This window comes from Xanthomonas sp. F4 (assembly GCF_011761895.1).
Window position 1 is genome coordinate 249,919 of the sequence record NZ_JAASQX010000004.1, and the last position, 25,692, is coordinate 275,610.

The following is a 25,692-nucleotide window of genomic DNA, read 5'->3' on the forward strand; positions in this document are numbered from 1 at the left end:
TTAGAGCGACGAAGCAAGTTCGGCTTGAATGAACTGTCAGGCGACTTCATGCCTGAATTCCTCGAATGGAAGTTCGATGGGAGATAAGATGAACGACACGCCATCTTCCTCCTGCTTCACGTGCCATAGCACGATGCCCTCCGGCGGAATGCCAAGCGCCAATGGAAATGCAAAGGGGGGCAGCCATAGCAGACGAATGTCTCCATCGCCGGCCCAGCCGGCCTCGGTGAACATCTCTCTGGCAATAAGCAGGAATGTATCTACCGCGTCGACAATGAAGTCCTTCGGATCAGCAAGAAAGTGAAGGTTGTCGATCCACTCGAAGCCATAGACGCTGAATGATCGAAGTACTTCAGGTGCGTACGGGAGCACATGGTGTTTTGGAATGGTGTAAGCCAACGAATAGTCTCCTGTGGGAGTTAACGCTTGAGTTAAGCCGCGTCGCGAAACAAAGTCGGCTTGAATGAATTGATCGGCGCGTGGTTCATGCATGCTTGTAGTTCCCGAACTCCCACTCAAAACACTGGCTCAACTTATGCGTCGCCTCATCCCAAGTTGGCTCATTGATCTGATGTGGGATTTCGTTAATTTCATATTTAACGGCGTCCCAAGAGTAGCGCTTGACTACAATCTTCTTGCGTCGAGAAAGAGTGGCCGCATCTCGATTGCGAGCGACAGCCTCTGAGGGAACATTGACGTAGAACAAGTGCGCGACTTCCTCATTAGCTGAGCTGATGTGTATACAAGGCTGATAATCGACATGCGCAGGATCGTCTGGCTGCCATGTCTCAATAGGATCATGGGCGGAGCAATCCTGTACCTTGAGCTGCAGTTTCATAACGCCTACGATCTGAATTAAGCCATGCCGTGAAGCGGCGTCGGCTTGAACGAATTCTTATGCCTCATCCGGGAAGAGTGAAGCATAAGTTGGATCTGCGTGCTCCCACTGCGTCTTGTGCCGGATAAGGTAGGAGCGCACCTCTTGCAACTCGACGGCAGGTGGTATGTTGACCGAAAAGTACTTGGGATTGGCGCCCTCATAGCTGCAGCCGAGCGCGACCAGACCTTGGAGCACATGATCAGAGTGGTTGCCGGGAGCGACGGGTGGCTCCAAGATGACCCGGACCGGGCGATTACCAGATTTTGAAATAACCAACTGGAATGTGGGAAGACCCTCTTAATTTTCAATGTGTCGGTCAATGCTAAAGGCTGTGCAGTCGGTATGAGCTTTTCCAGTTTCATGCTCTAGAAGCGTCGGGGCATTGCCAGCCAAAGCATATTTAATGTCGTTATTTTCTAACCATAGCTTAGATGTATGGAGGATGGCCCAACTCCACGAACTTTAAATATTTTCTTTTTCAACAATGATTATCTCATCGCCCTCAGGCAGCCAATCACGCTTTCAATCAATGGCTTCTGCGACAAGTTTATGAGCTTGCTCTTTCGTGATCATATTTAGAAAGCCTAACGTTTGAGTCAACCGGACAGTTGCGGTATGTGGCTAAAGGAACAGAATGAAATGGGGGGCCTTTAGCCGCATGCCGCAATAGGGTCCGGTTGAGTGATGGGTTAGGCCCCGATTGGTGGAATTGGCTCATCCTTAAATGTCGCCAACTTTCTAGTTAAGCGAACCTGTTCTGCCTTTAATTGCTTGGCCTCGAGCCGGCGCGACCAGCGAAAGTACAGTGCCTTGATCGGGCCTGCGTCTTCTTTTCCTACCCCTGTTATAGCGAAGAGCTTGAAGGCCGTTTCAGCCATCTCGACGTAAGTTTTTGCGTTTACCTTGAATGCAATCTCTTCGTCCGCGACCCCGCTGAGAAAGTAGAGGGCATGCGCTTCTAGACCATTCAAGAAGCCATTGATCTGCGGGTGCGCCCCAGAGAGCTTTTTGACGTCATCCTTATCAACGGCCGAGAGGTCAATCTTGACGCCGTCTTCAGTTCTTTCCAGCTTCGCCTTATCGAAGAAGGAAATACTGTTCTCTTCTATGAATTTTTCGAGCCGCAGGGCGTCTTGTATGACAGTTTCGGCAAAGCGTCTGCATTCGACAACGGCTGCCTCTGCGGCGGAACGGCGGGACTGAGTTCGGAAGATTTCCTTGCTTGTCTCCAACTGTTGTTTGGCAAGTTGAAGCTGTCGCAGACCAAAGGTCGCAAGAATGGCAACAGCGATGCCGCTCACAAAATAGGCAAGCTCTAACCATGTTCTAAACGTGGCAAGGAAATCTGGATTAGACGGTTGCATGATTCACGTGTCAGGTTGATATGTGGAAGGCGGCTTCGGGGCCTAACGCCCTGGCTGAGCCGCGGCTGCGAAGCAGCCGTCGCGCTCCAGCCAGATGTTAGGCATCTTGGCTTTTTGCACAGCGGCGTCACGCATTCCTGATGCGGTCTAGCTGAGACATGAAAGCTTCTAGGTCTCTATCTGGGATATCTAGGACGAACGAGAGCTTGTTGCCGTAGCCACCAAACGATGTTCCTAGCAGCGTTCCCGTATTGTTATCTCGAATAATCGTGCGATCATGGATCTCGGTCGTCTGCCAGTAGGAAACTAGCGTTCCACGGGAACGGATTCGATCGTTGAACTTTTTGAATATCCGCTTGTTAGGGCCCGGAAGGACGAACAGCTCAAGCTTCTTAAGAGATATAGGAATGAAGTCTATGATGAATTCTGTGTATGCCTTCTCTGAGGGAAAAGCCTTGTTAGGGCCGTCCCACTGGAGAAAATAGGGATCGGTAATGATCATCCACTCGTTCGAGTGCGACTTCTTCTTGATGTACTTTTGATCCTGAGCAATGCCCCCGGGCAAACCGGTGAGCATGTGCAAGTAGCTTCCGCGGTCCTCTGAGTAAGCACACCGCACAGGCTCCCTTGCTCCCTGGCGGAGTTCGTCGCGCAAGGAGGTTATCTGTGACTCCAGCTCATGCAGATGTCGATGGATGTTTACCTCTCGACGCAACGGGTACACCCACGGCCGGGACTCGATAGCGGAAAGCGGAATATCCTCATTTTCGAGTCGCGCGAGGAGATCCCGCGTCTCGTCGATAAGCTGCTGTCGCAATGTGGACAAGTGGCCTCCGTGGATTTCTGGAAGTCTAACACCTGAGTTAAGCCGCGCCGCGAAGCGGCGTCGGCTTGGACGAATTGTTAGGCCTGCGTAGTGGCAGATCTGCCGGCGGCGACAACCACGTGCTCATGAAGGAAGGATCCGGTATGGCTGTACGAACTCACGACAACCTCTTCCTCATCGTTGTCGGAAGCGAAGACCAAGAACGGAGACAGAAAATCCCCGTTCAATGAAAGCCCATGGCAGCCATCCCAGAGATCTGCGACACCAACAGAAATTTCTCTTGTGAGACCTGCGAGCGCTTCGCCATTGACGCCAGCAGACGCGAGTCTTGACCTTACTAGCCCGACAATCTGATCAGCTAGCCAGCGCTCCAGCTGATCGTGGCGCGCTTGGTCTTGTATGACGTGCATGAGTGATTCCAAGTAGGCCTAACGCTGGAGTTAAGCGGCGCGCGTCAGCGCGTCCGCCTTGAACGAGATGTTAGGCCTTGCAGCGGGGAGCACTACAGGCCTCGAAACGAACCGCTGCTCAGCCCGCATGGACATGAGTGTACCCACGCACAAATGGGATGACCTCTAGCCTCAACAGAAATGGCGCAGCCGCAAGATGGACAAGTGGCCGTAACCGGCTTGCCCTCATTAAACTGGACAAGCGCAGCTAACACTGACTCGGCTTGCGCAGGGAGTCGAGACAGGTCAACTCCAGCAATGTACCGATCTGTATTGTCGCTCATTCGAGAGGCCTAACGCCTGAATTAAGCCGCGCCGCGAAGCGGCGCCGGCTTGAATGAATTGTTAGGCGGCGGTGCCGAGGATATGGTGATGCCTGGACCGCGCTCCCCAAGCACTGCCGCCGAGCGCAGAGCATGCCACAGATCGCGGTCTTGGGCTTGCCCGAGGTGCTACCCGCTGGATGTGACCGAAGCGCGACGCAATGAGCGCAACGGGGCAACGACGCTGTACGACGAAGCGGTGAGCGACCCTGTGGAAGAAGACGAGAGGACTGCGCACCGGAGCAGGCCGCTGAAGCGCCAGAGCTGCCGCTGAAGGTGGAAGCTCCGCCGCACCTACAGCACCACCGCCTAACGTTCGACGTAAGGGGCGGCTTGCGCCTTGGCGCAAGACGTCCCCTTGACGGAGGGGTTAGGTGTCGCGTTCGACAAAAGCTCGGATGCTTTCATATGTGTATTGATGCCGCACCGTTATGAGGTGATTCGCGCGGGACAAGAGTTCTTCAGGAACTGGGTCAGTGGACGACGAGATGGCTTGGAGTGCATTGGCAATCTCGCTTGCTCCAACGGCAGAAAAAGCCTGTGCGAACAGGCCCATCTTGCTCGTGCCGTAGTCCTGGAGAAGATTGTCGATGCCGTCAATGTCGCAGTGCACCTCTGCCTCTGAGATTGCAAAGATGAACTGCTCCACGGGCCCCAGGGCTTCTAGACCTTCGCGCTCGCCACGATGAATGGCGTGGTCAATGATTTCGTCCGTGTTCATGGGACACCTAACGCTTGAGTTAAGTCGCGCCGCGAAGCGGCGTCGGCTTGAATGAGTTGTTAGGCCGGCGACGGCCGCGACCGGAGTAGAGATTGAATGTATGCCGAACTGGAGCCATCCCAGCCGCAGATGGCACATTGCCCTGAAATGAACTCATGTGGACACTTTGGAGTGCCATACAGAATATGAGCGCACTCTGGACAAAGCGATGACATGCTTGAAGCCGTTGCGATGTATCGGCTCCCGCATTCATCGCACTTCCCAGAAGTTCTTTCCATTGCGGCCTAACTACTATTGGACCGTCCAAAAGCGGTGATGTCCCAAGTATCCACCAACGCCGGACGTCTGCAAAGCGGGAAATTCCCACCCTGCATCAATGACTTGCCTTATGGTGGTCGCGGCTCCGTGCGCCAATGCTGGCTACGTTATCCAACGTTCGAGTGGCGTATGAGTTACACCCATGACGATGAAGGCGTAACGGCGCATCAACCGCCGAGGTTGCTGGAGCAGGTGCGTGGCCGGTTGCGGCTTCGGCATTGCAGCCTGCGTACCGAGCAAATGTCTGTTGGCTGGATGGGGCGCTTCATCCTAGTCGATGGTGAACGGCATTCAGCGCGGATGGGGTAGGCCGCGCAGATCCTCCGCATATGCCGTGGTGTCCAGAAAAGCAGCATAGCCGTGGGCGTTTGCGGTCACGCCTCGGGACTGAAGTCCCTCCCACAATGCAGTACCTGGACGCCATGAAGACCGCGGCAGTCCGCGGCCATCATGACAACACCTCAACCATCCAGCAGCGCCTTGTCCCGCACCGCCCCCTTGTCCGCACTGGTCGCCAGCAGCGCATACGCCTTCAATGCCGTGCTGACCTTGCGTGGGCGCGGCTCGGCCGGCTTCCAGCCGCGGGCGTCCTGGTCGGCGCGGCGCGTGGCCAGTTCCGTGTCGGAGACCAGCAGGTCGATGCGGCGCTGGGGGATGTCGATGCGGATGCGGTCGCCGTCGCGGACCAGGCCGATGGCGCCACCGGCCGCGGCTTCAGGCGAGGCGTGGCCGATCGACAGGCCGGAGGTGCCGCCGGAGAAGCGGCCGTCGGTGAGCAGGGCGCACTGCTTGCCCAGGCCCTTGGACTTCAGGTAAGAGGTGGGGTACAGCATTTCCTGCATGCCCGGGCCGCCCTTGGGACCTTCGTAGCGGATCACCACGACGTCGCCCGCCTTCACTTCGTCGGCGAGGATGCCCTTGACCGCGGCGTCCTGGCTTTCGAACACCTTGGCGTTGCCCTCGAACACGTGGATGGATTCGTCCACGCCCGCGGTCTTCACCACGCAGCCGTCCACGGCGATGTTGCCGTACAGCACCGCCAGGCCGCCTTCCTGCGAGTAGGCGTGGGCGACGTCGCGGATGCAGCCGGTGGCGCGGTCGGCGTCCAGGCTCGGCCAGCGTGTGGCCTGGCTGAAGGCGACCTGGGTGGGAATGCCGGCTGGCCCGGCCTGGTAGAAGGTCTGCACCGCGGGGTCTTCGCTCTGGGTGATGTCCCACTGCGCGATGGCGTCGGCCAGGCTGCGGCTGTGCACGGTGGGCTGGTCGGTATGCAGCAGGCCGCCGCGCGCCAGTTCGCCGAGGATGGCGACGATGCCGCCGGCGCGGTGCACGTCCTCGATGTGGTACTTCTGCGTGTTCGGCGCCACCTTGCACAGCTGCGGCACGCGCTTGGACAGGCGGTCGATGTCGCGCAGGGTGAACGGCACTTCGGCCTCCTGCGCGGCGGCGAGCAGGTGCAGGATGGTGTTGGTGGAACCGCCCATCGCGATGTCCAGGGTCATCGCATTCTCGAACGCTTCGAAGGTGGCGATGCCGCGCGGCAGCGCGCGCGGGTCTTCGGCGCCGTACCAGCGGTGGCACAGTTCCACTGCGGTGCGGCCGGCCTTCAGGAACAGTTGCTCGCGGTCGGCGTGGGTGGCGACCACGGTGCCGTTGCCAGGCAGGGCCAGGCCCAGCGCTTCGGTCAGGCAGTTCATCGAGTTGGCAGTGAACATGCCCGAGCAGGAGCCGCAGGTGGGGCAGGCGCTGCGTTCGAACGCGGCGACCTTCTCGTCGGAGGCGGTGGGATCGGCGGCGATCACCATCGCGTCGATCAGGTCCAGGTTGTGGTCGGCGAGCTTGGTCTTGCCGGCTTCCATCGGCCCGCCGGACACGAACACGGTGGGGATGTTGAGGCGCAGCGCGGCCATCAGCATGCCGGGGGTGATCTTGTCGCAGTTGGAGATGCACACCAGGGCGTCGGCGCAGTGCGCGTTGACCATGTACTCCACCGAGTCGGCGATGATCTCGCGGCTGGGCAGCGAGTACAGCATGCCGTCGTGGCCCATGGCGATGCCGTCGTCCACGGCGATGGTGTCGAATTCCTTGGCCACGCCGCCGACGCGCTCGATCTCGCGCGCGACCAGTTGCCCGAGATCCTTCAGGTGCACGTGGCCGGGCACGAACTGGGTGAAGGAGTTGGCGATGGCGATGATCGGCTTGTGGAAGTCGGCGTCCTGCATGCCGGTGGCGCGCCACAGCGCGCGGGCGCCGGCCATGTTGCGGCCGTGGGTCGAAGTCTTAGAGCGATAGTCGGGCATGGGAGCAGCGAACGAGCGGGCGGGGAGGCTGGCGATGGTGGCGCGATCGGATCGTTGCTGCTGCAACCGTCCTGCCGCCCACCGGTGGGCCGACCACGTTAGCACGCACGCTGGCGCCGCCATACGCCGGCCGGGAGTGCGAAGCGGGTCGCAGACCCGCCTGCCTGTGCTTGGCAGACTGCGGAGGCCGGTGCGTCAGGGGGCGTAGGCCCGGCTCGCCCATCATGACCACAGGAGGTGTCCATGCTCCGGCATGTGCGTTCGTCTTCCGCTGTTTCCTCCCCCACCCCGTCCCTTGCCTCCACCCCGGTCGATCCGGGCCGCCGCAACGTGCTGCGCGCCGGTGTCGGCATCGCCGCTGGCGCCGCGTTGTGGGGCCTCGGCGGCCAGGCCCGCGCCGCGGGCACGCTGCCGTTCGCCGGCCTCAACCTGTCCGGGCTGGCGTCCAACAACTTCGTGGACAACGCCATCATCGACAGGCACTACCGCGACATCACCGACCAGCACATCGCCGCCGCCGGCGCCTGCCCGCTGTTCCGCCTGCCCACCACCGCCGCACGCTTCAGCACCGGCCAGGGCATGCCGCTCAACGCCACGTATTGCGACCAGGTCGAGAAAGTGCTGGACAGGCTCGCGCTGCGCGGCAAGGTGGCGATCCTGGAGTTGCACGACTACATGCGCCTGCCGATCAAGGTCGCGAGCAAGTCCGGTTACCGGCGCGATAGTTCCGGCCAGTTGATCGGACCGGATGGACGCGCGGTCACCGACCCCGCCGACCAAACAGTGTGGAACGGCACCTATCGCAAGGGCACGTTCCTGTACCTGGCCTACTTCGATCCTGCCGACAGCCTGCTCAAGCTCTACGAGTATCGTGTGATCGGCACACCGGGCTGCACGCTGTACAACGCCGCCGGCCTGCCGGATCTGTGGAGCCGCATCGTGCAGCGTTTCCGCTCGCATCCGGCGATCTTCGGCTGGGGCCTGATGAACGAACCCTACGAGGGACCGGAGTACAACGCCGACGGCAGCAAGCTGGTGATGGCCGACCACTGGCTGCGCACCGCCACCGCCACCGCGGCGCGCATCTTCGATTTCGACCGGTCGCATTACGTGTTCGTCTGCGGCAATCAGTACGCCAGCGCCCGCCTGTGGGATCAGGTGTCCAACAACCTGGACACGATCCCCGACCCGTACGACCGCATCGTCTACGAGGCGCACAACTACCTCGACAACGAGGGCAAAGGCGGCGGCGCATGGGCCAATCCCAATGAATCCGTTGCGCCGGACACCGGCATCAAGATGGTCACGCCGTTCATCGACTGGCTGGCACAAAGAGGCAAGCGCGGTTTTCTCGGCGAGCACGGCTATCCGGCCGGCAACGACACCGCGCAACTGGCGACCACAAACATGCTCGCGCACCTGCAGGCCAACAACATCCCCAGCACGCAATGGTGCTTCGGGCCCGGCTGGCCGGACAACGACGTGCTGGGCATGAGCCGCGACGTCGGCATGGACATCCAGGTCAAGTCCAACATCGCCGCGGTGCAGCCGTATTTCGATGCGCGCCTGTCCAGCTACGTGCCGCCGCCGCCGAAGAGCTGACGCGTCGCGACTGCGTCCGCAGCGACGTCCAACCGCCGGCCGCGGGTTTCCGCGGCCGGCGGAACCGGGCATCATCGTGGCTGGACTCAGGAAGACGTTGCCATGAAAAGGTCGAAGACGACCGCCTTGTTGTTGATGAGCGCCGCGCCGCTGCTGTTCACCGCCTGCGGGCGCGAGCCGGAAGCGAAGGCGCAGGAAGGCCTGTACACCTCGGTGGATGCCTGCGTGGCGCAGACCCACGACATCGCCACCTGCCGCGAGGCCTTCGCGCAGGCGCAGAAGCAGGCCGCCGAGCAGGGGCCCAAGTACGCCAGCCGCGAACAGTGCGCGCAGGACTATGCGCAAGATCGCTGCGTGGAGCAGCGCGACAGCCACGGCCATTCCTTCATCGGGCCGATGATGACCGGCTTCTTCCTGTCGCAGATGCTCAACAACAATCGCGCCGCCGGTTTCAATGCCGCGCCCGCCTACCAGGACCGGCAGAACCAGTGGCAGCGGCCTGCGTCCTATTCCGGCGGTGCCGGTGCGGCGGCCAGTGGCACGATGCTGCGCGGCAACCAGACCATGAGCCAGATCGGCGCCACACCGAACCGTGCGGTCACCGTCAGCCGCGGCGGCTTCGGCGAATCCGGCGGTGGGCGCGGCTTCGGCAGCTGAGCCCGGCTTTCTTTTTCATCGCACGAGACCCCGCATGAAACGCATCGCGATCGTCGAACGCGGCGACTGGCGCGCCCAGGCTGCGGAGTACGGTTTCCGCTTCCACACCATCGACGGCGAACGCTACTGGGACGAACGCGCCTATTACGCGTTCAGCCTGCGCCAGATCGAGCGCGACCTGGAAGATCCCAGCGCCGAACTGCACGCGATGGCGATGGGCCTGCTCGACGAGATCGTCGCCAGCGAGGCGCTGATGCAGCGGCTGGCGATTCCGCCGGCGTTCCGCGACTGGATCGCCGACAGCTGGCGGCGCCGGGAGCCGCATCTGTACGGGCGACTGGACCTGGCCTACGACGGCCGCGGCCCGGCCAAGCTCTACGAACTCAACTACGACACCCCAACCTCGCTGTTCGAATCGGCGTTCTTCCAGTGGCAGTGGCTGGAGGACCAGCGCGCGCAGGGCCGCTTGCCGGACGACGCCGACCAGTTCAACTCCATCCACGAGGCCTTGCTGGAGCGCTTCGCCGCGCTTGCCGGCTGGCTGCCGCCGCCGCTGTACTTCGCCGCGGTGCGCGATTCGGAAGAGGATCAAGGCACGGTCGCCTACCTGCGCGACTGCGCCGCGCAGGCCGGCGTCGCCGGCGAGCTGATCGCGATCGAGGACATCGGCCTGTCCAGCGACGGCCGCTACACCGATCTGGACGACACGGTGATCGGCGCGCTGTTCAAGTTGTATCCGCTGGAGGACATGTTCGCCGAGCGCTTCGGCCAGGGGCTGCCGGGATCGGGCCTGCGCCTGCTGGAGCCGCCGTGGAAGGCGCTGCTCAGCAACAAGGGCATCCTGCCGCTGCTGTGGGAGCGCCATCGCGGCCATCCCAACCTGCTGCCGGCCGCGTTCGACGACGGCAGCGCGTTGCCGCCGGGCTGGGTGCGCAAGCCGCTGCATTCGCGCGAGGGCGCCAACATCGTGCTGCACCTGGACGATGGCCGGGTGCTGGAGAGCGATGGCCCCTACGCCGGGCCCTACATCCGCCAGCAGGCGCATCCGTTGCCGGCGTTCGAGGGCCGCTACCCGATGGTCGGCAGTTGGATCGTCGGCGACCGCGCCTGCGGCATCGGCATCCGCGAGGACGACGGCCCGATCACCCGCGACAGCGCGCGCTTCCTGCCGCACGCCATCGTCGAGGACGCGCGGCCGGGCGTGTTGTATGCCTGAGTCTGTGTCGCGCGCCGATGCGGCGCCGACTGACGCGCCGCGTCGGCATCGCAACGACGGAACGCCGTTGGCCGCCTATGCGGACCAGGTGGCGGTGCGCTGCCATCGCTGCGGCGCGCCGGGCTGGGTGCTGGCGCAGTGGGAGCCTTACCGGTGGCAGGCCCGGTTCCGTTGTGGCCAGTGCGCTACTGGGCTGGACAGCGCCGCCGACGACTGGGTGGGAGCGGTGCAACTGGAAGGCCATCGCGCCTGCGGCCACTGCGGACACAAGTGGGTGCGTGTGCGTGCGACGGCGACCGGTGCAACCCCGGCGCCCGCGACCTTGCCCGGGCGTTGCGCGCATTGCGGGAAAAGCAGCGCGGTGGCCGTCAGCACGTACCGCGTGCGCGACGGATCGCCCTGCGATCCGCATTTCGGCATGCCGCTGGCGCTGGTCGCGCCGACCCGCGCCGGCCTGCTGTGGGCCTACAATCCGCGCCATCTGCAGGAGCTGCAGGACTACGTGGCGGCGACGCTGCGCGAGCGCCGCGGGTTGTTCGGCCGCTCGATGGTGGCGCGGTTGCCGGCGTGGATGAAGCTGGCGCGGCACCGGCCACTGATGCTGCGGACGCTGCAGCGCCTGCAGCAGGCCAGCGCGCAGTTGCCGCCGGTGCCTGCGGCGACGTGAGCGGCGGCGGAGTGCGAGGCGCTGCCGCCGTGGTCGTGCGTGTGCCGGCTGTGGATGCAATCGGTCCCGCGCGGTTGGCGCGCCTCGCGGCAACGACGAGGTGGTGCTGGTTTGGAGCGTTGGACTTGCATGGGTGATGCGGCGAGCGTCGGAACGCCGAGGCGGAGCGCGCGCTTGGAATTTCCGGGTCTGCGCGCCGGCGCAAGCGATGCGCCAGTGGTGCATCGGTCATGACCGACAAAACCAAGGACACCGTCCTTCTGCAGATCACCGAGGTGCTCGGTCCGTTGCTCGAACGCCAGGGGTTCGTGCGCCGGCGGCATCGGTTCGAAGCGGTCGATGGCGACGGCAACGTCCGTGGCTATGAGCTCTGTCTGTCCAGAAGCAAGGGGCACTTCGCCTTGCACCTGCGCCTGGCGCTAGCCAATCCGGCATTGATGGAACGCGTCAATGCGGCGCTGAAGCAGGCCCTGCTGGATGCGGACGCGGCGCATCCCGCGAACTGGGACGCCGCCACCATCGGCAAGGCGATCGAAACCCGCACGCGCGATACCACCCTGGCGATGCTGACCGACTGGCGCTGCTTCAAGGCGGCGGACGAATCCCTGGAGGCGTTCCGCGAGCGCTTCTCGATCTGGCTGTGCGTGTTCGACGCGCTCGAGGACGTGCACGATTGGCGCGTGCAGGTCGTGCAGAGCGTGGCGTTCGCGCAAGACTGGTGTTCGCGCGTCGGGTCGGGGCAGTGGGTCATCGACAGCACCTCGTATCCGGCGCTGTTTCTGTTGAACGCGCAGGGCCGGCATGCCGAACTGCAACACAAGTACGAAGAGGTGTTGTCCAGGAGCAGGGCGAAGAACGAAGTGGCGTTGTTCTTCAGGCATCTGGCCATGTCGTGATGCGTGCGATGTCGGGCGTGTACGCAGCGTCCGTGCGTATTTTGCCTTTCAGGTGATTCGCGCGATCTGCGCAATGGATTGGGGGCATGCCGCTCAGTCTCTTTGGTGGCCTGCACTGAGTGCACTGTAGGAGCGGCTTCAGCCGCGACAGAGTCCCGGTGAACGCCCGTCGCGGCTGAAGCCGCTCCTACATGGGGGCCGGCAATTGCAGTGGAACAACAACCGCTCGCACCTGCGTTGCCGCGCTACGGCCCTGTGCCGGCTGCTGGCATCCAAACCAAGAACGGGAAGGCGCAACGCCGCTCTAGCCAAGGCGCGCTACAGCAACCCGTCGCGCTTCACCGCCAGGTAGCGCTCGATCAGGGCGGCGGGCAACTCCTCGCCGGTGACGTCGAGCACCATCACGCCGTGGCTGCGCAGTGCGTCGTGCGCGGCGCTGCGCTGCTGCAGGTAGCGCGCCACTGCACCGGCCTGCACGGCCTGCGGCAACTCGTGCACGTCTTCGGCCAGCGCCTGGTCCAGTTCGCGCTCGCGCAGGCTGGCCACGCACACCAGATGGCGGCGCTGCAGCAGGCGCACCGCGGCCAGCAGGTCCTCGATGTCCTCGTCGCGCACGTTGCTGACCAGCATCACCAGCGCGCGGCGGCGCTGGCGCAGCGACAGTTCGGTGGCCGCGGCCAGGTAGTCGGTGGCCACCGGCTGCGGCTGCAGGTCGTAGCTGGCGCGCAGCAGCACGTCGACCGTGGCCATGCCGCGCTGCGGCGCCACCCAGCGCGCGTCGCCGCCGCTGGCCATCATGCCCACCGCATCGCCCTGGCGCAGCGCCAGGTACGACACCACCAGCGCCGCGTTGAGCACATGGTCGAAATGCGACAGGCCGCGTTCGCTGGCCAGCATCCGCCGCCCGGTGTCGATCAGCATCAGCAGCTGCTGGTTCTTCTCGTCCTGGTACTCGCGCGAGATCAGCTTGCGTGCGCGCGAGGTGGCCTTCCAGTCGATCTGGCGCAGGCTGTCGCCGATCCGGTACTCGCGCATCTGGTGGAAGTCGGTGCCTTCGCCACGGCGACGCTTCAGGTGCGCACCGACCAGGCGCGAGGCCTGTTCGGCGCTGAACAGGGCGAAGCGGGTCAGCGGCGCGAAGTTCGGATACACGCGCACGGTCTGCGCCGGCCCGGCCAGGCGTTGTTGCCACCACAGGCGCCAGGGCGCATGCAGGCGCAGGTGCGTGCCGTCGAACACGAAGCGGCCGCGCGCGGTCGGGCGCAGCTGGTAGCGCACCTGGGTCTGGTGCGCGGCGGGCAGGGTCAGCCGCTGCGGCAGGCCCTGCAGCTCCCAGCCGCTGGGCACCAGGTCGAACAGGTCCACGCGCTGGCGCTGTGCGCTGTCCAGATACAGCACCACCTCGCGCTGCACACTCAGCGGCAACGCCTCGGGCAGCTCACGGCGCAGCTGCGGCGTCGGCCGCCGCCACAGCCGCCACGCATCGAACGCCGCGACCAGCGCGATGGCCGCCGCCACCGCCTGCCAGCTCCACAGCGGCAGCCAGCCCAGCGCCACGGCCAGGCCGTACAGCGCCCACAGCGCAAGCAAGGCCAGCAGGGGCGGGGCGGGTCTCATCGGGGGGCCGGGATTCGGGATTGGGGAGTGGGGATTCGCAGAGGCGCGCAATGGCGGTTGCAGCGCCATGTGGCGGTGCGGCGGCGTCGAGTTACAGGGAGCGCGGTACAGCGGATCGGCCAAGACGCGCTGACGCAGTCAGTGGCATGCGCCGCCGCCGCGCCGCGCTGTTGCCAATCCCCACTCCCGACTCCCCAATCCCCGCTCATTTCCGCGGCGCCTCCACCTTGGCCAGCAGCGCGCTCAGGGCGTCGTCGGCGCTCTGGCCTTCGATCTGCAGTTCCGGGGCCAGGGCGATGCGGTGGCGCAGGGCGGGCTTGGCCACGTCGCGGATGTCGTCGGGAGTGACGAAGTCGCGGCCGGACAGCACCGCCTGCGCGCGCGCCGCGCGGACCAGGGCGATGCTGCCGCGCGGGCCGGCGCCTAGGGCGATGCCGGGCCAGCGGCGGGTGGCGGCGACGATGCGCACGGCGTAGTCGATGACCTGCGGGTCGACCGCGATGGCAGCGGTGCCGGCCTGCATCGCCACCACGTCCTCGGCGCCGAGCACGCGCGGCACCTGCGACAGGTCGAAGTCGCCGGCGCTGCGGCCGCTGGTGACCGCGGTGACCATGCGCGCCTCGTCCTCCAGTTGCGGGTAGTCGATCAGGATCTTCAGCAGGAAGCGGTCCAGCTGCGCTTCCGGCAGCGGGTAGGTGCCTTCCTGCTCGACCGGGTTCTGCGTGGCCAGGGCCAGGAACGGCGGCGCCAGCGGGAACGGCTTGCCTTCGATGGTGACCTGGCCTTCCTGCATCACTTCCAGCAGCGCCGACTGGGTCTTGGCCGGGGCGCGGTTGATCTCGTCGGCCAGCAGCAGATGGGTGAACACCGGGCCGCGGCGGATCTTGAAGCTCTCGGTCTTGGGGTCGTACACGGCGTGGCCGCTGACGTCGCTGGGCATCAGGTCCGGGGTGAACTGCACACGTGCGTAGTTCAGTTCCAGCGCCTGCGCCAGGGCGCGCACCAGCAGGGTCTTGCCGAGGCCGGGCACGCCCTCGATCAGCACGTGGCCGCCGGCCAGCAGCGCGATCAGGATCTGGTCCAGCACCTCCGGCTGGCCGATGAAGGCGTGGCCGACCGCGGCGCGGATCGCCTCGGCGCGTTCGATCAGGGCAGGGCCGGCGAGCGGCGCGACGGCGTCGGAGGAGGCGGTGGTCATAACTGGTTTCTCATCTGGACGAGGAGGCGGATGCGCTCGCGCAAGGCGGCGGGTTGGTTGGGTGGCGGCGGCTGCAGCGCCTGTTCGACCTGCGCCGTCGGCAGCTGCAGGCGTTCGGCGATGGCCGCGGCCTGGGCCGGGCCCTCCAGCGCGGCGGCGATCGGCGCGCGCCGGCGCAGCCGCGCCAGGAACGCCTCGCGCATCGCCGCATGCAACAGGTCGGCGCGGCCATAGCGCAGCAGATGTTCGCCGCTGGCGCGCACGTGTTCCAGCAGCGAGCGGCGGTCGGCCGGCGGTGCGGCAAGCAGCGGCCCGAAGCGCTGCATGCGCGACCACAGCCAGGCCAGCAGGATCAGCAGCGCGGGCAGCCAGGCCGGCCAGCCACGGGTGAACAGGGTGCGCCACAGCGACGGCAGTTCGGCCGAATAGATCAGGTGGATGGTGCCCTGGCCGTAGTTCGGCCCCAGCACCTGACGGGTCAGCAGGCGGTTGCCGGCTTCGCGCAGCCCGCCCTTGCGCAGGATCGGGTCGTTCTCCATCGGCGAGCCATCGAACATCGCGCCGATCCGGTTGTCCTGGTTCTCGAGGAAGTCCAGCTCCGACAGCACGTCCACGTTGCCGTCGCCGTAGGGAACGCGCGCAAACACGAAGTCGTCGTCCTCGCCGCTCCACCAGTTGTCGGGCGTGTCCGGATCGATGTGGAAGCGGCGGCCGTCGCAGAACACTTTCTGCGGGGCTGCGCCCGGCACCGCCATCATCAGGCAGTTGTCCGGGCTGCGCGCCTCGACGGTGATGTCCAGCGCGTCCAGGATCGGTACGTCGCCGTGCTTGACCTCTGCGGTGGGCGTGCGCAGCACCAGATGTCCGCCATGCTCCACCCAGTCCAGCAAGGCGTCGCCGTCGGCCTTGCCGAGCATGCGCGGATCGCCGTACAGCACCACGCTGTCGTGCGGGCGCAGGCGCATCGCCGCCAGGTCCAGGCGTTGCAGCGACTCGGCGCGCACGCCGTCGGCGCGCAGGGTCTGGCGCAGCGCGTACAGCGGGTTGTAGGCGGCCTCGCCGCGCGGCGGCAGCACGATCACCCGCTCGGCGCGTTCGTAGCGGCCGAAGAACCAGGCCGCGGCGACGCTGGCCAGCAGCAGGCCGACCAGGAAGATCAGCGCATTGCGCGTGCCGCTGTTCATGCCTGCCACCGGAACTGGCGCTGCAGGTCGTCGACCAGCGCGTCGAAGGCGCCGTCCTCGGGCAGCCGGCCGGCGTAGGCGGCGTGCTGCCAGACCCGCACCATGCGGGCGAACAGGCTGCGGTCGGCGTCGTCGGGCAGGCGTTGCGCGGCGCGCAGGCACTGCGCCTCGGTGGCGCTGGGCGGCAGCACCAGGTCGGCGCGCTCGCACAGCGTCGCCACGCTGGCCCGGTACAGCAGCGCCAGCGCATCGCGGTGGCGCCCCTCGCGCCAGGCGCGTCGTGCCACCGTCGCCACGTCGTCGGGCAGCGGTTGCGGCGCCAGCACCGGGGTGTGCTCCGGCGCCGCCGGCACCGGCGCACGTCGGCGCCCGGCGCCACGCATCCACGGCAGCCAGTGCCTGGCGGTGAGCAGCAGCACCAGCACCAGGATCCCCGCCAGCACCCACATGCCCCACTTGCCGACGAAGGCGATGGCCTGGGCGGCGGCCTTGATCCATTGGCCGAACGCGGTGAGGTCCTGCTTCTTGTCGTCCGGCTTGGGCGGTTCGTCGGGATTGCGCTTCTTCCAGTAGCCGATGGTGCGCTTGGCGGTCAGCAGCGGGTCGTCGTAGGCGCGGTCGGCGGCGCGGGCGAAACGCGCATCGGCGGCGGGAACGGTGTCGAACACCTCGTCCAGCGGGACCGGGCGCGCGCCATGGTGCTGGCTGTCGGCGGCGTGCGCGGTGGCCTTGCTGTCGGTATCGGTGTCGGTGTCTGCGCCCTGGTCGGCGTCGGTCTCGTCAGCGCCATCGCGCTTGTCGTCGTCGGGGGCAGCGTGCTCCGCCGCGGTCTGCACCGTCGTGTCGGTGGCCGGTTGCGCACGCAGCGCCGCCATCGGTGCGGTGAGCAGGGCCACGCACAGCATCGCCAGCGGCGCAGAAGTGCGCAGGCGCGCGGCCATCCGCCGCAGCGCCATCTCCACGTCCCAGGCTTCGAGCTGGGTGCGCCGGTTGAGATACAGGCCGAAGCCGGCGCTGACAAAGAACGGTTCGATCAGGGTCATCGCCAGCCAGGCGATGGCGTTGAAGCCGATGTCGGCCCACACCGGCGTCTGCTGGCCGATCAGCGACCAGGCCGCGCGTGCGGTTTCCGGCAGCAGGTCGATGGGCACGAACAGGAAGATCGTGGCGATGCAGGCCAGACTGAGCATGCCTTCGAACGTAGCGAAGACGCTGGCCATCAGCAGTGCATGGCCGTAGATGGCGCCGCCCAGGGTGCGGCGGCGCTCGCGCTGCTGGTCGGCGCTTGCGCCTTCCAGCAGCTCCAGCGGCATGAACACGCTGCGCGCCGGACTCAGCCGGCGCCAGGTCAGGTAGCCGATCAGGGTGCGCCAGCCCCAGCCGCCCTGCGCGCGCACGGTGTCGCGCACGCGCGGCACGTCGCCGAACACCGCACGCGAGATCACGAACAGCGGAATCCGGTCCAGCACCGGCTTCAGCCACCACAGCAGCAGCGGCGCCAGCCACAGCTGGTCGATCGCCCAGGCACCGAGATTGAGCGCGGCGAACAGCGGCAGGGTGACCAGCAGCCACGGCTTCCAGATCGCCCCGGCATGGCGGCGGACCAGGGCACTGCCCAGTTCCATCGCTTCCCAGGCCGAGCGTGCGCGCAGCACCACGTCCAGGCGCTCAATCCGCATCGATGGCCTCCGCGCGGCCGCGCCCACCGCGCCACAGCCACGCCAGCACCAGCGTCCACAGCACACCGGACACGCTGTACTTGATCCACGCCGGCACGGTCGCGATGGACGACCAGAACGCCTCGATGAAGGCGGCCACCAGCAGCATCGCGGCCACGCCAAGGCACAGCCGGGCGCCGATCTTGCCGCCTTCCACCAGCGCGTCGATGCGCCGCCGCCGCCCCGGCGCCAGCACCTTCAGGCCGAGCTGCAGGCCGGCGCCGCCGGCGATCACGATCGCGGTCAGTTCGAACGGCGCATGCCCGGCGACGAAGCGCCAGAAGGTGACGCCGTAGCCGATCTGGTGCAGGTGCCCGGCCACCGCGCCGATGGTGATGCCGTTGAACAGCAGCACCAGCACCGTGCCCAGTCCGGCCAGCATGCCGCTGGCGAAGGTGCGCAGGCCGATGCTGATGTTGTTCATGATGTAGTGGCCGAACATCTGCCAGTCGGTGCCGCTGTCGCGGCCGAGCTTCTGCGCGCTGGCGGCCGGGTCGTACATGCGCTCGATCTGGCTGACCTGCATCGGGTCCATCAGTCCGTGGATCAGTTCCGGGCGGAACTGCAGCAGCACGAAGATGGTCACCAGCGGCACCACGAACAGCGCGGTGGCCGCGGCCATGTAGCCGGCCTGGCTGCGCACCAGCTGCGGGAATTCGGCGAACAGGAACTCCGCCGCGCGTCGCCAGCGCGGACGCGGCGCCCGGTACAGGACGGTGTGGCCCTGCTGCATCAGGTGCTGCAGGCGCGCGGTGACCTGCGGACTGTAGCCGCGCTTGCAGGCCAGCGCCTGCTGCTGGCACAGGCGCCGGTAGCGCGCTGGCATGTCCTCGTCGGCGAGCGGCGGCGGTTGGTGCGCGTTCGGTGGCGTGACCGCATCCGTGGCGTCGGTTGCGGTGGATTTGGCCGCCGGCTTGCGCCCGTTGCCGCTGCCGCTGCGCTGCAGCCAGGCCTCGAATGCCTGCCACTCGTGCTGATGGCGGAGGACGAACTGTTCCTGTTTCATCGGCGGCCCAGCAGCCAGTTGGCCATCGCGTACAGGCGCAGCACCCCGGCCTGGCCCGGCGTGTCGGTCAGCGGCTGCGCCAGCGCGGCCAGTTCCAGTTGCCGCTCCGGGGTGAGGCGCGGCGCGCGCTCGGCGAAGGCGATCAGCGCCGTCTGTTCGGCCGGCAGCAGCGGCCGCGGCGGCGCGAGCGCACTGGCGATCGGCGGCAGCGCCTCGTCCGCGCGCGGCGGCTGGTGCACCACCAGCGTGCCTGCGACCAGGTCGCCCAGGCGCCGCGAATGGGCGTCGAACAGGCAGGCGATCAGGCCGACCGCGTAGCCGAACGGCAGCATGTCCACGGTGCGCAGCAGGTTGCGGGTGATCGCCGCTATCCACCCCACCGGCGCGCCGTCGCGCGCCACCACGCGCAGGCCCAGCGCCTGCTTGCCGAGGGTCTGGCCACGCCAGCCCTCCAGCACGATCGGGTAGCCCCAGAACACCAGGAACATCGCCACCAGGTACAGGCCCTGGCCGAGGCCGCCGAGCAGGCCGAGGAACATGCCCATGGCGGTGAGCAGGGCGAAGCGCAGCGCCAGGTCGATCAGCCAGGCCAGCGCGCGCGGCACCGCGCCGGCGGCCGGCAGGTGCAGCGCCACGCCTTCGGGCGTGATGACCTCGCGGTAGGTATCGAGCATGCGTGTCACCGCCGCCGCGCGGCGCGGCGGACAAGGGCGCCTGCGATGTGGGGAGGCCGTCCTTCCGTTCGGCCGGCTGCCTGTGGCGGCATGCTGCTCTCGACTGCGTCCTGCTTCCGAAGCGGCACTTTAGCCGGCGTGACGTGAATTGCCCAGCACGCTGGCGGCGCCGATCAGCGCACCGTGCCGCCGTCGCGCTGGCGCCCGGAGAATAGCTTGCGCACGCCGGCGACCAGGGCCATCAGACCGACCAGCACCAGCTTCCAGGCCTTGGCCAGCAGCAGGCCGAGCTTGGCGAACAGGCCCGCCTTGGCCGCCAGGCCGCCGCCGATCAGGGTGGCCACGCCGTAGCTGGCGATCTTGTCGGTGGAGGGGTTGTGGTCGGCGTAACGGGCGCCGCTGTCGAACTCGGCCATCGGCAGCAACTGCTGCATGCCCTCGCGCACCTGCGCCAGTTCGCCCATGCCCGAGACCGCATTGAGGCTGAGGTAGCCATGCCGTCCGAGCACGCGTATGTCGTAGTTCAGGGTGTGCTCGCCCTCGCCCGCGAACGCCAGTTCGCGCGCCCAGTACAGCTTCTTGCTGCCGGTGTCGTAGCGCGGCGGCACCGCCCAGCCGACCAAGTCGACCTGCTCGTAGCCGGCCTTCTTGCGCTGCGCGTTGGACTCGCGCGTCTCCTCCTGCATGTCCTTGAGCATGGCCTGGTAGTCGATCTTGCTGGCGTCCTCGTCGGACACGTAGCCATCGTCGGAATAGGTGACGACCACCGCCCAACTGCCCTTCTCGTCGAGTGCGGGCTGGCGCGGCACGATCAGGCCCAGCACGTCGTCGTCCGGCGGGTTGCCCCAGTAGCTCTCCAGCACCTTGCGCGCGTCGGCCTTGTCCAGGAAGCGGAACGCCGGGCCGAGATCGAAATGCACCTTGGCCTGCGGCAGTTCGATATGGCTGTCGCGGAAATGCAGTGAGCCGACGAACTGTTCGGCGGTCATGTCCGGGCCGCTGTCCTGGGCCAGGGCCGAGCCGGCAGTGGCGCACAGCGCACAGAAAAAAGCGGCCAGCAGGCCGCGCAGCGAGGTCTTGAGCATTGGCGATTCCATTCGTTCGGTGGCGTCCCCACGCCAGAGGCGCCTAGTGTCGCGCAGGCGTGCATGGCGCGCCAGTCGCGCGCGCGCCCGTTTGCCGGTCCACGGCGCCGCGCGGCGTCCTGCCGGCGATGCGCCGGCAGCGCTCAGACGGGTGAGGCCGATGCAGGTCCGAGGCCGGCGTCGAAGGCGGCCAGCAACTGCGCGCCGTGCGGCCATGCGCCCAGGCCGCTGGCCGCATTGAGATGTCCCAGTCGGTCGAGTTCGACCAGCCCGCTGCCCCAGTCGTAGGCGCAGCGGCGGCTGTAGGATGGCGTCGCGTAGGGATCGTCGCTGCTGGCCACGATCAGGCTGGGAAACGGCAGGCGCGCCGTCGGCACCGGGACGAAACTGGCGGCCAGCGCATGCGGGAACGCGTCGCTGTCCGGATCGGGAACCGCGACCAGGAAGGCGCCGCGCGGCAGGCGGTCGGCGCGCGCAGCCCAATGCGCGACCAGCAGGCAGCCCAGGCTGTGCGCGACCAGCAACGGCGGCGTGGCGCAGTCCTGCACGCAGCGGTCGAGCGCGCGCAGCCAGTCCTGCAGTTGCGGGTGCGCGAACGAGTCCGGTTGCAGCCGGCGCATGCGCGTGTCCTGCCGCTGCCAGAGGGTTTGCCAGTGCTCCGGCCCCGAGTCGCCGATGCCCGGCACGATCACCACGTCCTGCATGCGCTACGCTCCGTCGAAGAAAGCATGAGTGTCGCGCGGCCTGTCCGGCATCGCCATGGCGATGCATCGGCCGATGCAGCGTTTTTCCGATGAATCCACGGTGCGTGACGAGGGGCGAGGCGAGTGGCGGCGAAGACCTGGCGGGGCGATGCCCTGGATTACGCGATCCTGGAGGCGCTGCAGTGCGACGGACGTATCGCCCTGGCGGCGCTGGGGCGGCGCATCGGGCTGTCGCAGCCGGCGATGTCCGAGCGCGTGCGCCGGCTCGAGGAACAGGGCGTGATCACCGGCTATACCGCCCGGGTCGATCCGCGCGCGCTGGGCCTGGCGACCTCGGCCATCGTCCGCCTGCGCACCACGCATGCGCAGATCGGCGCATGCCTGGAACTGTTCGCGCAGATGCCGCAGGTACTGGACGTGCATCGGGTCACCGGCGAGGACTGCTTCGTGCTGCGCGTGCTGGTGCCCGCGCCGGCGCAGCTGGAGCCGGTCATCGACGCCCTGGCGCGCTTCGGTGCGGTGACCACCAGCGTCGTGCTGCGCAGCGAGACGCCGCGCCCGATCGGCCGCGCCTTGCTGGCGTTGGCGGCCGAGTAGCGGCGCCGTTTACTGCGGCGACGCCGCGGCCGCGGCCAGGTAGCGGTCCTTCAACCGCACGTAGTGCTGCGCCGAATAGTGCAGGCTCTCGATCTCCTTGTCGCTGAGCATGCGCGCCTTGCGTGCGGGATTGCCCAGCCACAGTTCGCCCTCGCCGACGGTCTTGCCCGGGCCGACCACCGCACCGGCGCCGACGAAGCCGTATTTCTTCACCGTGGCGCCGTCGAGGATGCACGCACCCATGCCGATCAGGCACAGGTCCTCGATGGTGCAGGCATGGATGATGGTGCCGTGGCCCACGGTCACGTCCGCGCCGATCAGGGTCGGGTAGCCGGCCGCGTTGAACGGGCTGTGGTGGCTGACGTGGATGATGGTGCCGTCCTGGATGTTGCTGCGCGCGCCGATGCGCACGTGATTGACGTCGCCGCGGATCACCGTGCCCGGCCACACCGACACGTCGTCCTCCAGCACCACCTCGCCGATCACGGTGCAGGCCGGGTCCACATAGACGCGTGCGCCCAGTTGCGGGGTCTTGTCGAGGAACGGACGGATCGGGGACATGGTGCTCTCCGGCGATAGGGCGGCCGGCGGCCACGCGGCTGGCGATGATAGCGCGGTGACCCGGGCCGGCCGCCGCGCGCCGGCGGGTCCGGGAAACGCCATTGCGGGTGGTATTGTGCGATAAACGCACCGCCAATCGATATTCGCACTTGAATGGTGCACTGCGATAAAACTAGCGTTGCCGCTGTTCCGGCGCCGTGCCACGGACGCGACGGCGTCCGGCGCGCCGCCGCCGGTGCGGTCCCGATCCTGTTGGAGATGGTGCATGTCCCCTGTGTGTTTCCGCGGCCTGGCCCTGCTCGCGGCCCTGCTTCCCGACGCCGTGCGCGCCTACCAGGCCGAGCCGCCGCCGCCGGAGCGCAGCGTGCTGACCGTGGACCGCTACGCCGACGACGACGCCCCGGGCTCCCTGCGCTGGGCGATCACGACCGCCAACCAGGCCCCCGGCCGCTACCGCATCGAGATCGCCGCGGTGGGCGCGCCGCCGTACGTGATCCGCCCGCGCGCGCCGTTGCCGGCGCTGCAGGGGCCGCTGCAGGTGGTCGGCCTGGCGCGGGCGCACGACGGCCAGTACATCGCCATCGACGGTGCCGGCTACATTCGCGGCAAGGGTACCGCCGCCTGCCCGGGCGCGGAGAAGGGCCAGTTCGGCACCAACGTGCGCAGCACCACGCTGCCGGGCCTGGTGCTGCGCGACACCCATGGCGTGGAACTGAGCGGCCTGGAGATCCGCAACTTCTGCATCGGCGTGCTGATCAACCGCGCCAGCGACAACGTGCTGCGCGACAACCGCATCGTCGCCAACCACGGCGGCGCCGGGGTGATGCTGACCGGCGACGACGGCAACGGCCAGTCCACCGCCACCACCACGGTGCGTAACCGCATCGTGCGCAACGACTTCCTCGACAACGGCGACGGCCTGGAACTGACCCGCGGCGCCGCCTGGAACCTGGTGGCCGACAACGTGTTCCGCTCCACCGACGCCAACCCCGAGCCCTCGCAGGGCATCGAGATCCTGTGGGGCAACGACAACACCGTGCTGCGCAACCGCTTCGAGCGCTATTCCGACGGGCTGCAGATCAACTGGGGCAACCGCAACACCATCGCCGACAACGACTTCGCCGGCAATTCGATCGGGGTCAGCGTCACCGGGCGCGACAACCTGATCGAGGGCAACCGCCTGGTCGGCAATGGCATCGGCATCGCGGTACGCCCGCAGCCGCGCAGCGAACCCAACCGGTTCAGCGCCAACCTGCTGTCCGGCAACGGCCTGAAGATCGAACGCTGTTTCGCCGGCGGCGCCTGCGTCCCGGGTCAGCCGCGCGGCGCCATCGTGTTCGGCGTGCCCGGCCTGGAACATGCGCCCTTCGTCGGCTCGCGCGGCATCGGCGTCGATCCGGATCCGCGCAAGCGCGCGGCGATCTGCGGCGCTGCTGCGCCCGACGGTTGCCAACCGCCGCCGAACTTCGGCCAGGCCGCGCCGCAGCTGCGCGCGATCGAACGCGACGCCGGCGCGCCGCGGGTGCAGGGCAGCTTCGTCGGCCGCCCCGGCCACCTCTACACGGTGGAACTGTTCGGCAACCGCCGCCCCGGCGACGACGAGGCCGAACGCTATCTCGGCCGCGTCGAAGCGCCGGTGGATGCGCAGGGGCAGGGCCGGTTTGTGGTGCCGCTGGACGGCGATGCCGTGGAGTTGGCCACGCTCACCGCCACCGTCACCAGCGACGACGGCGCGACTTCGCCGCTGAGCGCACCGCTGGCGGTGGCGCCGTGAGCCGCGCTGCATCGGCTGGCGCTCGCGCTCGCGCGGTACGACGCCCGCCGTCGTTGCCGGCCTGGTCGCTGCTGGCCGCGGCCGTCGCCTTCGTCCCGGCGGTCGCCGCCGCGCAAGACGCCACCGACCTGGCGCACAGCACCCTCAGCGGCGACTGGGACGGCGTGCGCAGCGACTGGCTACAGCGCGGCATCGCCGTGCGCGGCGACTACGTCGGCGAAGCCATGGGCCTGGTCGACGGCGGCCGCGGTGAGCGCGGCGCGCGCTATGCGCAGCAGGTGCGGCTGGGCGTGGACCTGGACCTGGCGAAACTCGCCGGCTGGGACGGCGGCGCGCTGCATGTGACGGTCAACGACCGCCGCGGCCGCAGCACCTCGGCCGACCTGCTCGGCAACCGCTTCCCGATCCAGGAAGCCTACGGCGGCCAGTTCACCCGGCTGACCGAACTGAGCTACGACCGCCGCTTCAACGACGGGCGCAGCTACATCAAGGCCGGCTTCTACGCGATGGGCAACCAGTTCGGCGCGCACACGCTGCTGACCAACTTCGTCAACGCCGCGTTCTGCGCGCATCCGCTGGCGATGTCCGGCAACAGCGGCTGGTACAACTATCCCAACGCGCGCTGGGGCGCGGAGGCGGCGCAGCAACTGACGCCAGCGACGAACCTGCGGGTCGGCTGGTTCCAGGTCAATCCCAGCACCAACAACAACGTGCACACCGCGTTCGACCTGGACGCGCGCGGCACCACCGGCTCGCTGTTCCCCGTCGAGCTCACCTGGACGCCGGGCGCCGGCGGTGCCTATCCGGGCACCTACAAGTTCGGTGGCTACTACGACTCCTCGCGGGTGCCGCGCAAGGGCCTGGATCCGCGTGCCACCACCGGCCGCGACGGCGCCTACCTGCTGGTCGAACAGAAGCTTTACTCGCCCGGCGGCGAGCGCGGCCGCGGCCTGACCGGTTTCGCCCAGTACATGGTCTCCGACCGCGCCACGGCGCAGATCACCCGCTGGTACGCGCTGGGCGGGGTGTACCAGGGCATCGGCCGGCGCAGTCAGGACCGCATCGCCCTGGGCTATGTCGGCGCCGACATCAACCATCGCCTGCTCGACGCGCGGCGCGCGGCGCTGCTCGATGCCGGCGTGCCACCGGACGCGCCGGTGTTCGCGCTCGACACCGCCGAGGAACTCTACGAACTGTCCTACAGCGCCCAGCTCACCCCGTGGCTGATGCTGCGGCCGGATGTGCAGTACATCGTCAACCCCGGCACCTTTGCCTATGCGCGCACCGACAACGCGCTGGCGGTGGGGCTGCAGGTCAAGCTCACCTTCTGAGCGCGCGCTGCGCGCCTTCTTTGC

24 protein-coding genes are annotated in these 25,692 nt (G+C 67.0%); 8 read left to right on the top strand and 16 right to left on the bottom strand.

The genetic code is table 11. From position 1 onward, the window contains the following. Window positions 1-36: 36 nt before the first annotated feature. The 7 genes from FHR66_RS15390 to ilvD form a co-directional block, all read right to left on the bottom strand. Window positions 37-492 (bottom strand): hypothetical protein, encoded by a 456-nt coding sequence (locus FHR66_RS15390; RefSeq protein ID WP_202394524.1) that lies wholly within the window; start codon window positions 490-492, stop codon window positions 37-39. Further along, the gene (locus FHR66_RS15395) at window positions 485-838 is read right to left on the bottom strand and encodes an Imm8 family immunity protein (protein WP_160964438.1); all 354 of its coding nucleotides are present in this window, start codon (window positions 836-838) and stop codon (window positions 485-487) included. Before FHR66_RS15395 ends, FHR66_RS15390 begins: the two co-directional genes overlap by 8 nt. 57 nt (window positions 839-895) lie before the next feature. Continuing rightward, window positions 896-1,156 carry a DUF4265 domain-containing protein gene (locus FHR66_RS15400; RefSeq protein WP_160964437.1) on the bottom strand — a complete coding sequence of 87 codons (261 nt, stop codon included), beginning with the start codon at window positions 1,154-1,156 and terminating at the stop codon, window positions 896-898. A gap of 413 nt (window positions 1,157-1,569) precedes the next feature. Next, window positions 1,570-2,244: a hypothetical protein gene (locus FHR66_RS15405; protein ID WP_160964436.1), complete on the bottom strand. Its 675-nt coding sequence runs from the start codon at window positions 2,242-2,244 to the stop codon at window positions 1,570-1,572. 127 nt (window positions 2,245-2,371) lie between these two features. Continuing rightward, complete coding sequence (locus FHR66_RS15410; protein WP_160964435.1) at window positions 2,372-3,070, bottom strand: hypothetical protein; 699 nt, start codon at window positions 3,068-3,070, stop codon at window positions 2,372-2,374. A gap of 1,142 nt (window positions 3,071-4,212) precedes the next feature. After that, window positions 4,213-4,563, bottom strand: coding sequence for a hypothetical protein (locus FHR66_RS15415; protein WP_160964434.1), 351 nt, complete (start codon window positions 4,561-4,563; stop codon window positions 4,213-4,215). 779 nt (window positions 4,564-5,342) lie between these two features. Then, window positions 5,343-7,181 (bottom strand): dihydroxy-acid dehydratase, encoded by a 1,839-nt coding sequence (gene ilvD, locus FHR66_RS15420; RefSeq protein WP_160964433.1) that lies wholly within the window; start codon window positions 7,179-7,181, stop codon window positions 5,343-5,345. A 243-nt stretch (window positions 7,182-7,424) separates the two neighbouring features. Here ilvD and FHR66_RS15425 point away from each other — a divergent pair, with 243 nt between their 5' ends. The 5 genes from FHR66_RS15425 to FHR66_RS15445 all read left to right on the top strand — a co-directional run bounded on the left by FHR66_RS15425 (window position 7,425) and on the right by FHR66_RS15445 (window position 12,219). After that, a complete protein-coding gene (locus tag FHR66_RS15425; protein WP_167087921.1) occupies window positions 7,425-8,783 on the top strand; it encodes a cellulase family glycosylhydrolase in 1,359 nt (452 codons plus the stop codon). Window positions 8,784-8,885: 102 nt separating this feature from the next. Then, window positions 8,886-9,440 carry a DUF1190 domain-containing protein gene (locus tag FHR66_RS15430; protein WP_202394523.1) on the top strand — a complete coding sequence of 185 codons (555 nt, stop codon included), beginning with the start codon at window positions 8,886-8,888 and terminating at the stop codon, window positions 9,438-9,440. 34 nt (window positions 9,441-9,474) lie between these two features. Then, window positions 9,475-10,656 (top strand): glutathionylspermidine synthase family protein, encoded by a 1,182-nt coding sequence (locus FHR66_RS15435; protein WP_160964431.1) that lies wholly within the window; start codon window positions 9,475-9,477, stop codon window positions 10,654-10,656. Between the two features lie 67 nt (window positions 10,657-10,723). Next, on the top strand, window positions 10,724-11,323 hold the full coding sequence (locus FHR66_RS15440) for a hypothetical protein (RefSeq protein WP_160964766.1): 600 nt from the start codon (window positions 10,724-10,726) through the stop codon (window positions 11,321-11,323). Between the two features lie 230 nt (window positions 11,324-11,553). Then, the gene (locus FHR66_RS15445; RefSeq protein WP_160964430.1) at window positions 11,554-12,219 is read left to right on the top strand and encodes a hypothetical protein; all 666 of its coding nucleotides are present in this window, start codon (window positions 11,554-11,556) and stop codon (window positions 12,217-12,219) included. A gap of 318 nt (window positions 12,220-12,537) precedes the next feature. On the opposite strand, the gene FHR66_RS15450 is transcribed toward FHR66_RS15445, so the two are convergent. The 8 genes from FHR66_RS15450 to FHR66_RS15485 all read right to left on the bottom strand — a co-directional run bounded on the left by FHR66_RS15450 (window position 12,538) and on the right by FHR66_RS15485 (window position 21,405). Continuing rightward, window positions 12,538-13,836, bottom strand: coding sequence for a DUF58 domain-containing protein (locus tag FHR66_RS15450; protein WP_167087925.1), 1,299 nt, complete (start codon window positions 13,834-13,836; stop codon window positions 12,538-12,540). A 205-nt stretch (window positions 13,837-14,041) separates the two neighbouring features. Beyond that, a complete protein-coding gene (locus FHR66_RS15455; RefSeq protein ID WP_160968736.1) occupies window positions 14,042-15,034 on the bottom strand; it encodes an AAA family ATPase in 993 nt (330 codons plus the stop codon). After that, a complete protein-coding gene (locus FHR66_RS15460; protein WP_160968734.1) occupies window positions 15,031-16,218 on the bottom strand; it encodes a DUF4350 domain-containing protein in 1,188 nt (395 codons plus the stop codon). The genes FHR66_RS15455 and FHR66_RS15460 overlap by 4 nt, the downstream gene beginning before the upstream one ends. Beyond that, window positions 16,215-17,897: a DUF4129 domain-containing protein gene (locus FHR66_RS15465; RefSeq protein WP_160968732.1), complete on the bottom strand. Its 1,683-nt coding sequence runs from the start codon at window positions 17,895-17,897 to the stop codon at window positions 16,215-16,217. Before FHR66_RS15465 ends, FHR66_RS15460 begins: the two co-directional genes overlap by 4 nt. Then, entirely contained in the window at window positions 17,887-18,942 is a 1,056-nt protein-coding gene (locus tag FHR66_RS15470; protein WP_160968730.1) for a stage II sporulation protein M, read from the bottom strand. Before FHR66_RS15470 ends, FHR66_RS15465 begins: the two co-directional genes overlap by 11 nt. Then, window positions 18,939-19,616, bottom strand: coding sequence for an RDD family protein (locus FHR66_RS15475; protein ID WP_202394870.1), 678 nt, complete (start codon window positions 19,614-19,616; stop codon window positions 18,939-18,941). Before FHR66_RS15475 ends, FHR66_RS15470 begins: the two co-directional genes overlap by 4 nt. Before the next feature lie 173 nt (window positions 19,617-19,789). Further along, window positions 19,790-20,701, bottom strand: coding sequence for a DUF2167 domain-containing protein (locus tag FHR66_RS15480; protein ID WP_456361768.1), 912 nt, complete (start codon window positions 20,699-20,701; stop codon window positions 19,790-19,792). A gap of 143 nt (window positions 20,702-20,844) precedes the next feature. Beyond that, a complete protein-coding gene (locus FHR66_RS15485) occupies window positions 20,845-21,405 on the bottom strand; it encodes an RBBP9/YdeN family alpha/beta hydrolase (RefSeq protein WP_160968724.1) in 561 nt (186 codons plus the stop codon). A gap of 123 nt (window positions 21,406-21,528) precedes the next feature. On the opposite strand from FHR66_RS15485, the gene FHR66_RS15490 reads away from it, so the two are divergent. Then, a complete protein-coding gene (locus FHR66_RS15490; RefSeq protein WP_160968722.1) occupies window positions 21,529-22,002 on the top strand; it encodes an Lrp/AsnC family transcriptional regulator in 474 nt (157 codons plus the stop codon). A gap of 9 nt (window positions 22,003-22,011) precedes the next feature. On the opposite strand, the gene FHR66_RS15495 is transcribed toward FHR66_RS15490, so the two are convergent. Further along, window positions 22,012-22,563, bottom strand: a complete 552-nt coding sequence (locus FHR66_RS15495) for a gamma carbonic anhydrase family protein (protein WP_160968720.1) — start codon at window positions 22,561-22,563, stop codon at window positions 22,012-22,014. A 265-nt stretch (window positions 22,564-22,828) separates the two neighbouring features. On the opposite strand from FHR66_RS15495, the gene FHR66_RS15500 reads away from it, so the two are divergent. Then, entirely contained in the window at window positions 22,829-24,337 is a 1,509-nt protein-coding gene (locus FHR66_RS15500) for a right-handed parallel beta-helix repeat-containing protein (protein ID WP_160968718.1), read from the top strand. A 53-nt stretch (window positions 24,338-24,390) separates the two neighbouring features. Continuing rightward, window positions 24,391-25,668: a carbohydrate porin gene (locus FHR66_RS15505; protein WP_160968716.1), complete on the top strand. Its 1,278-nt coding sequence runs from the start codon at window positions 24,391-24,393 to the stop codon at window positions 25,666-25,668. Window positions 25,669-25,692 lie beyond the last annotated feature (24 nt).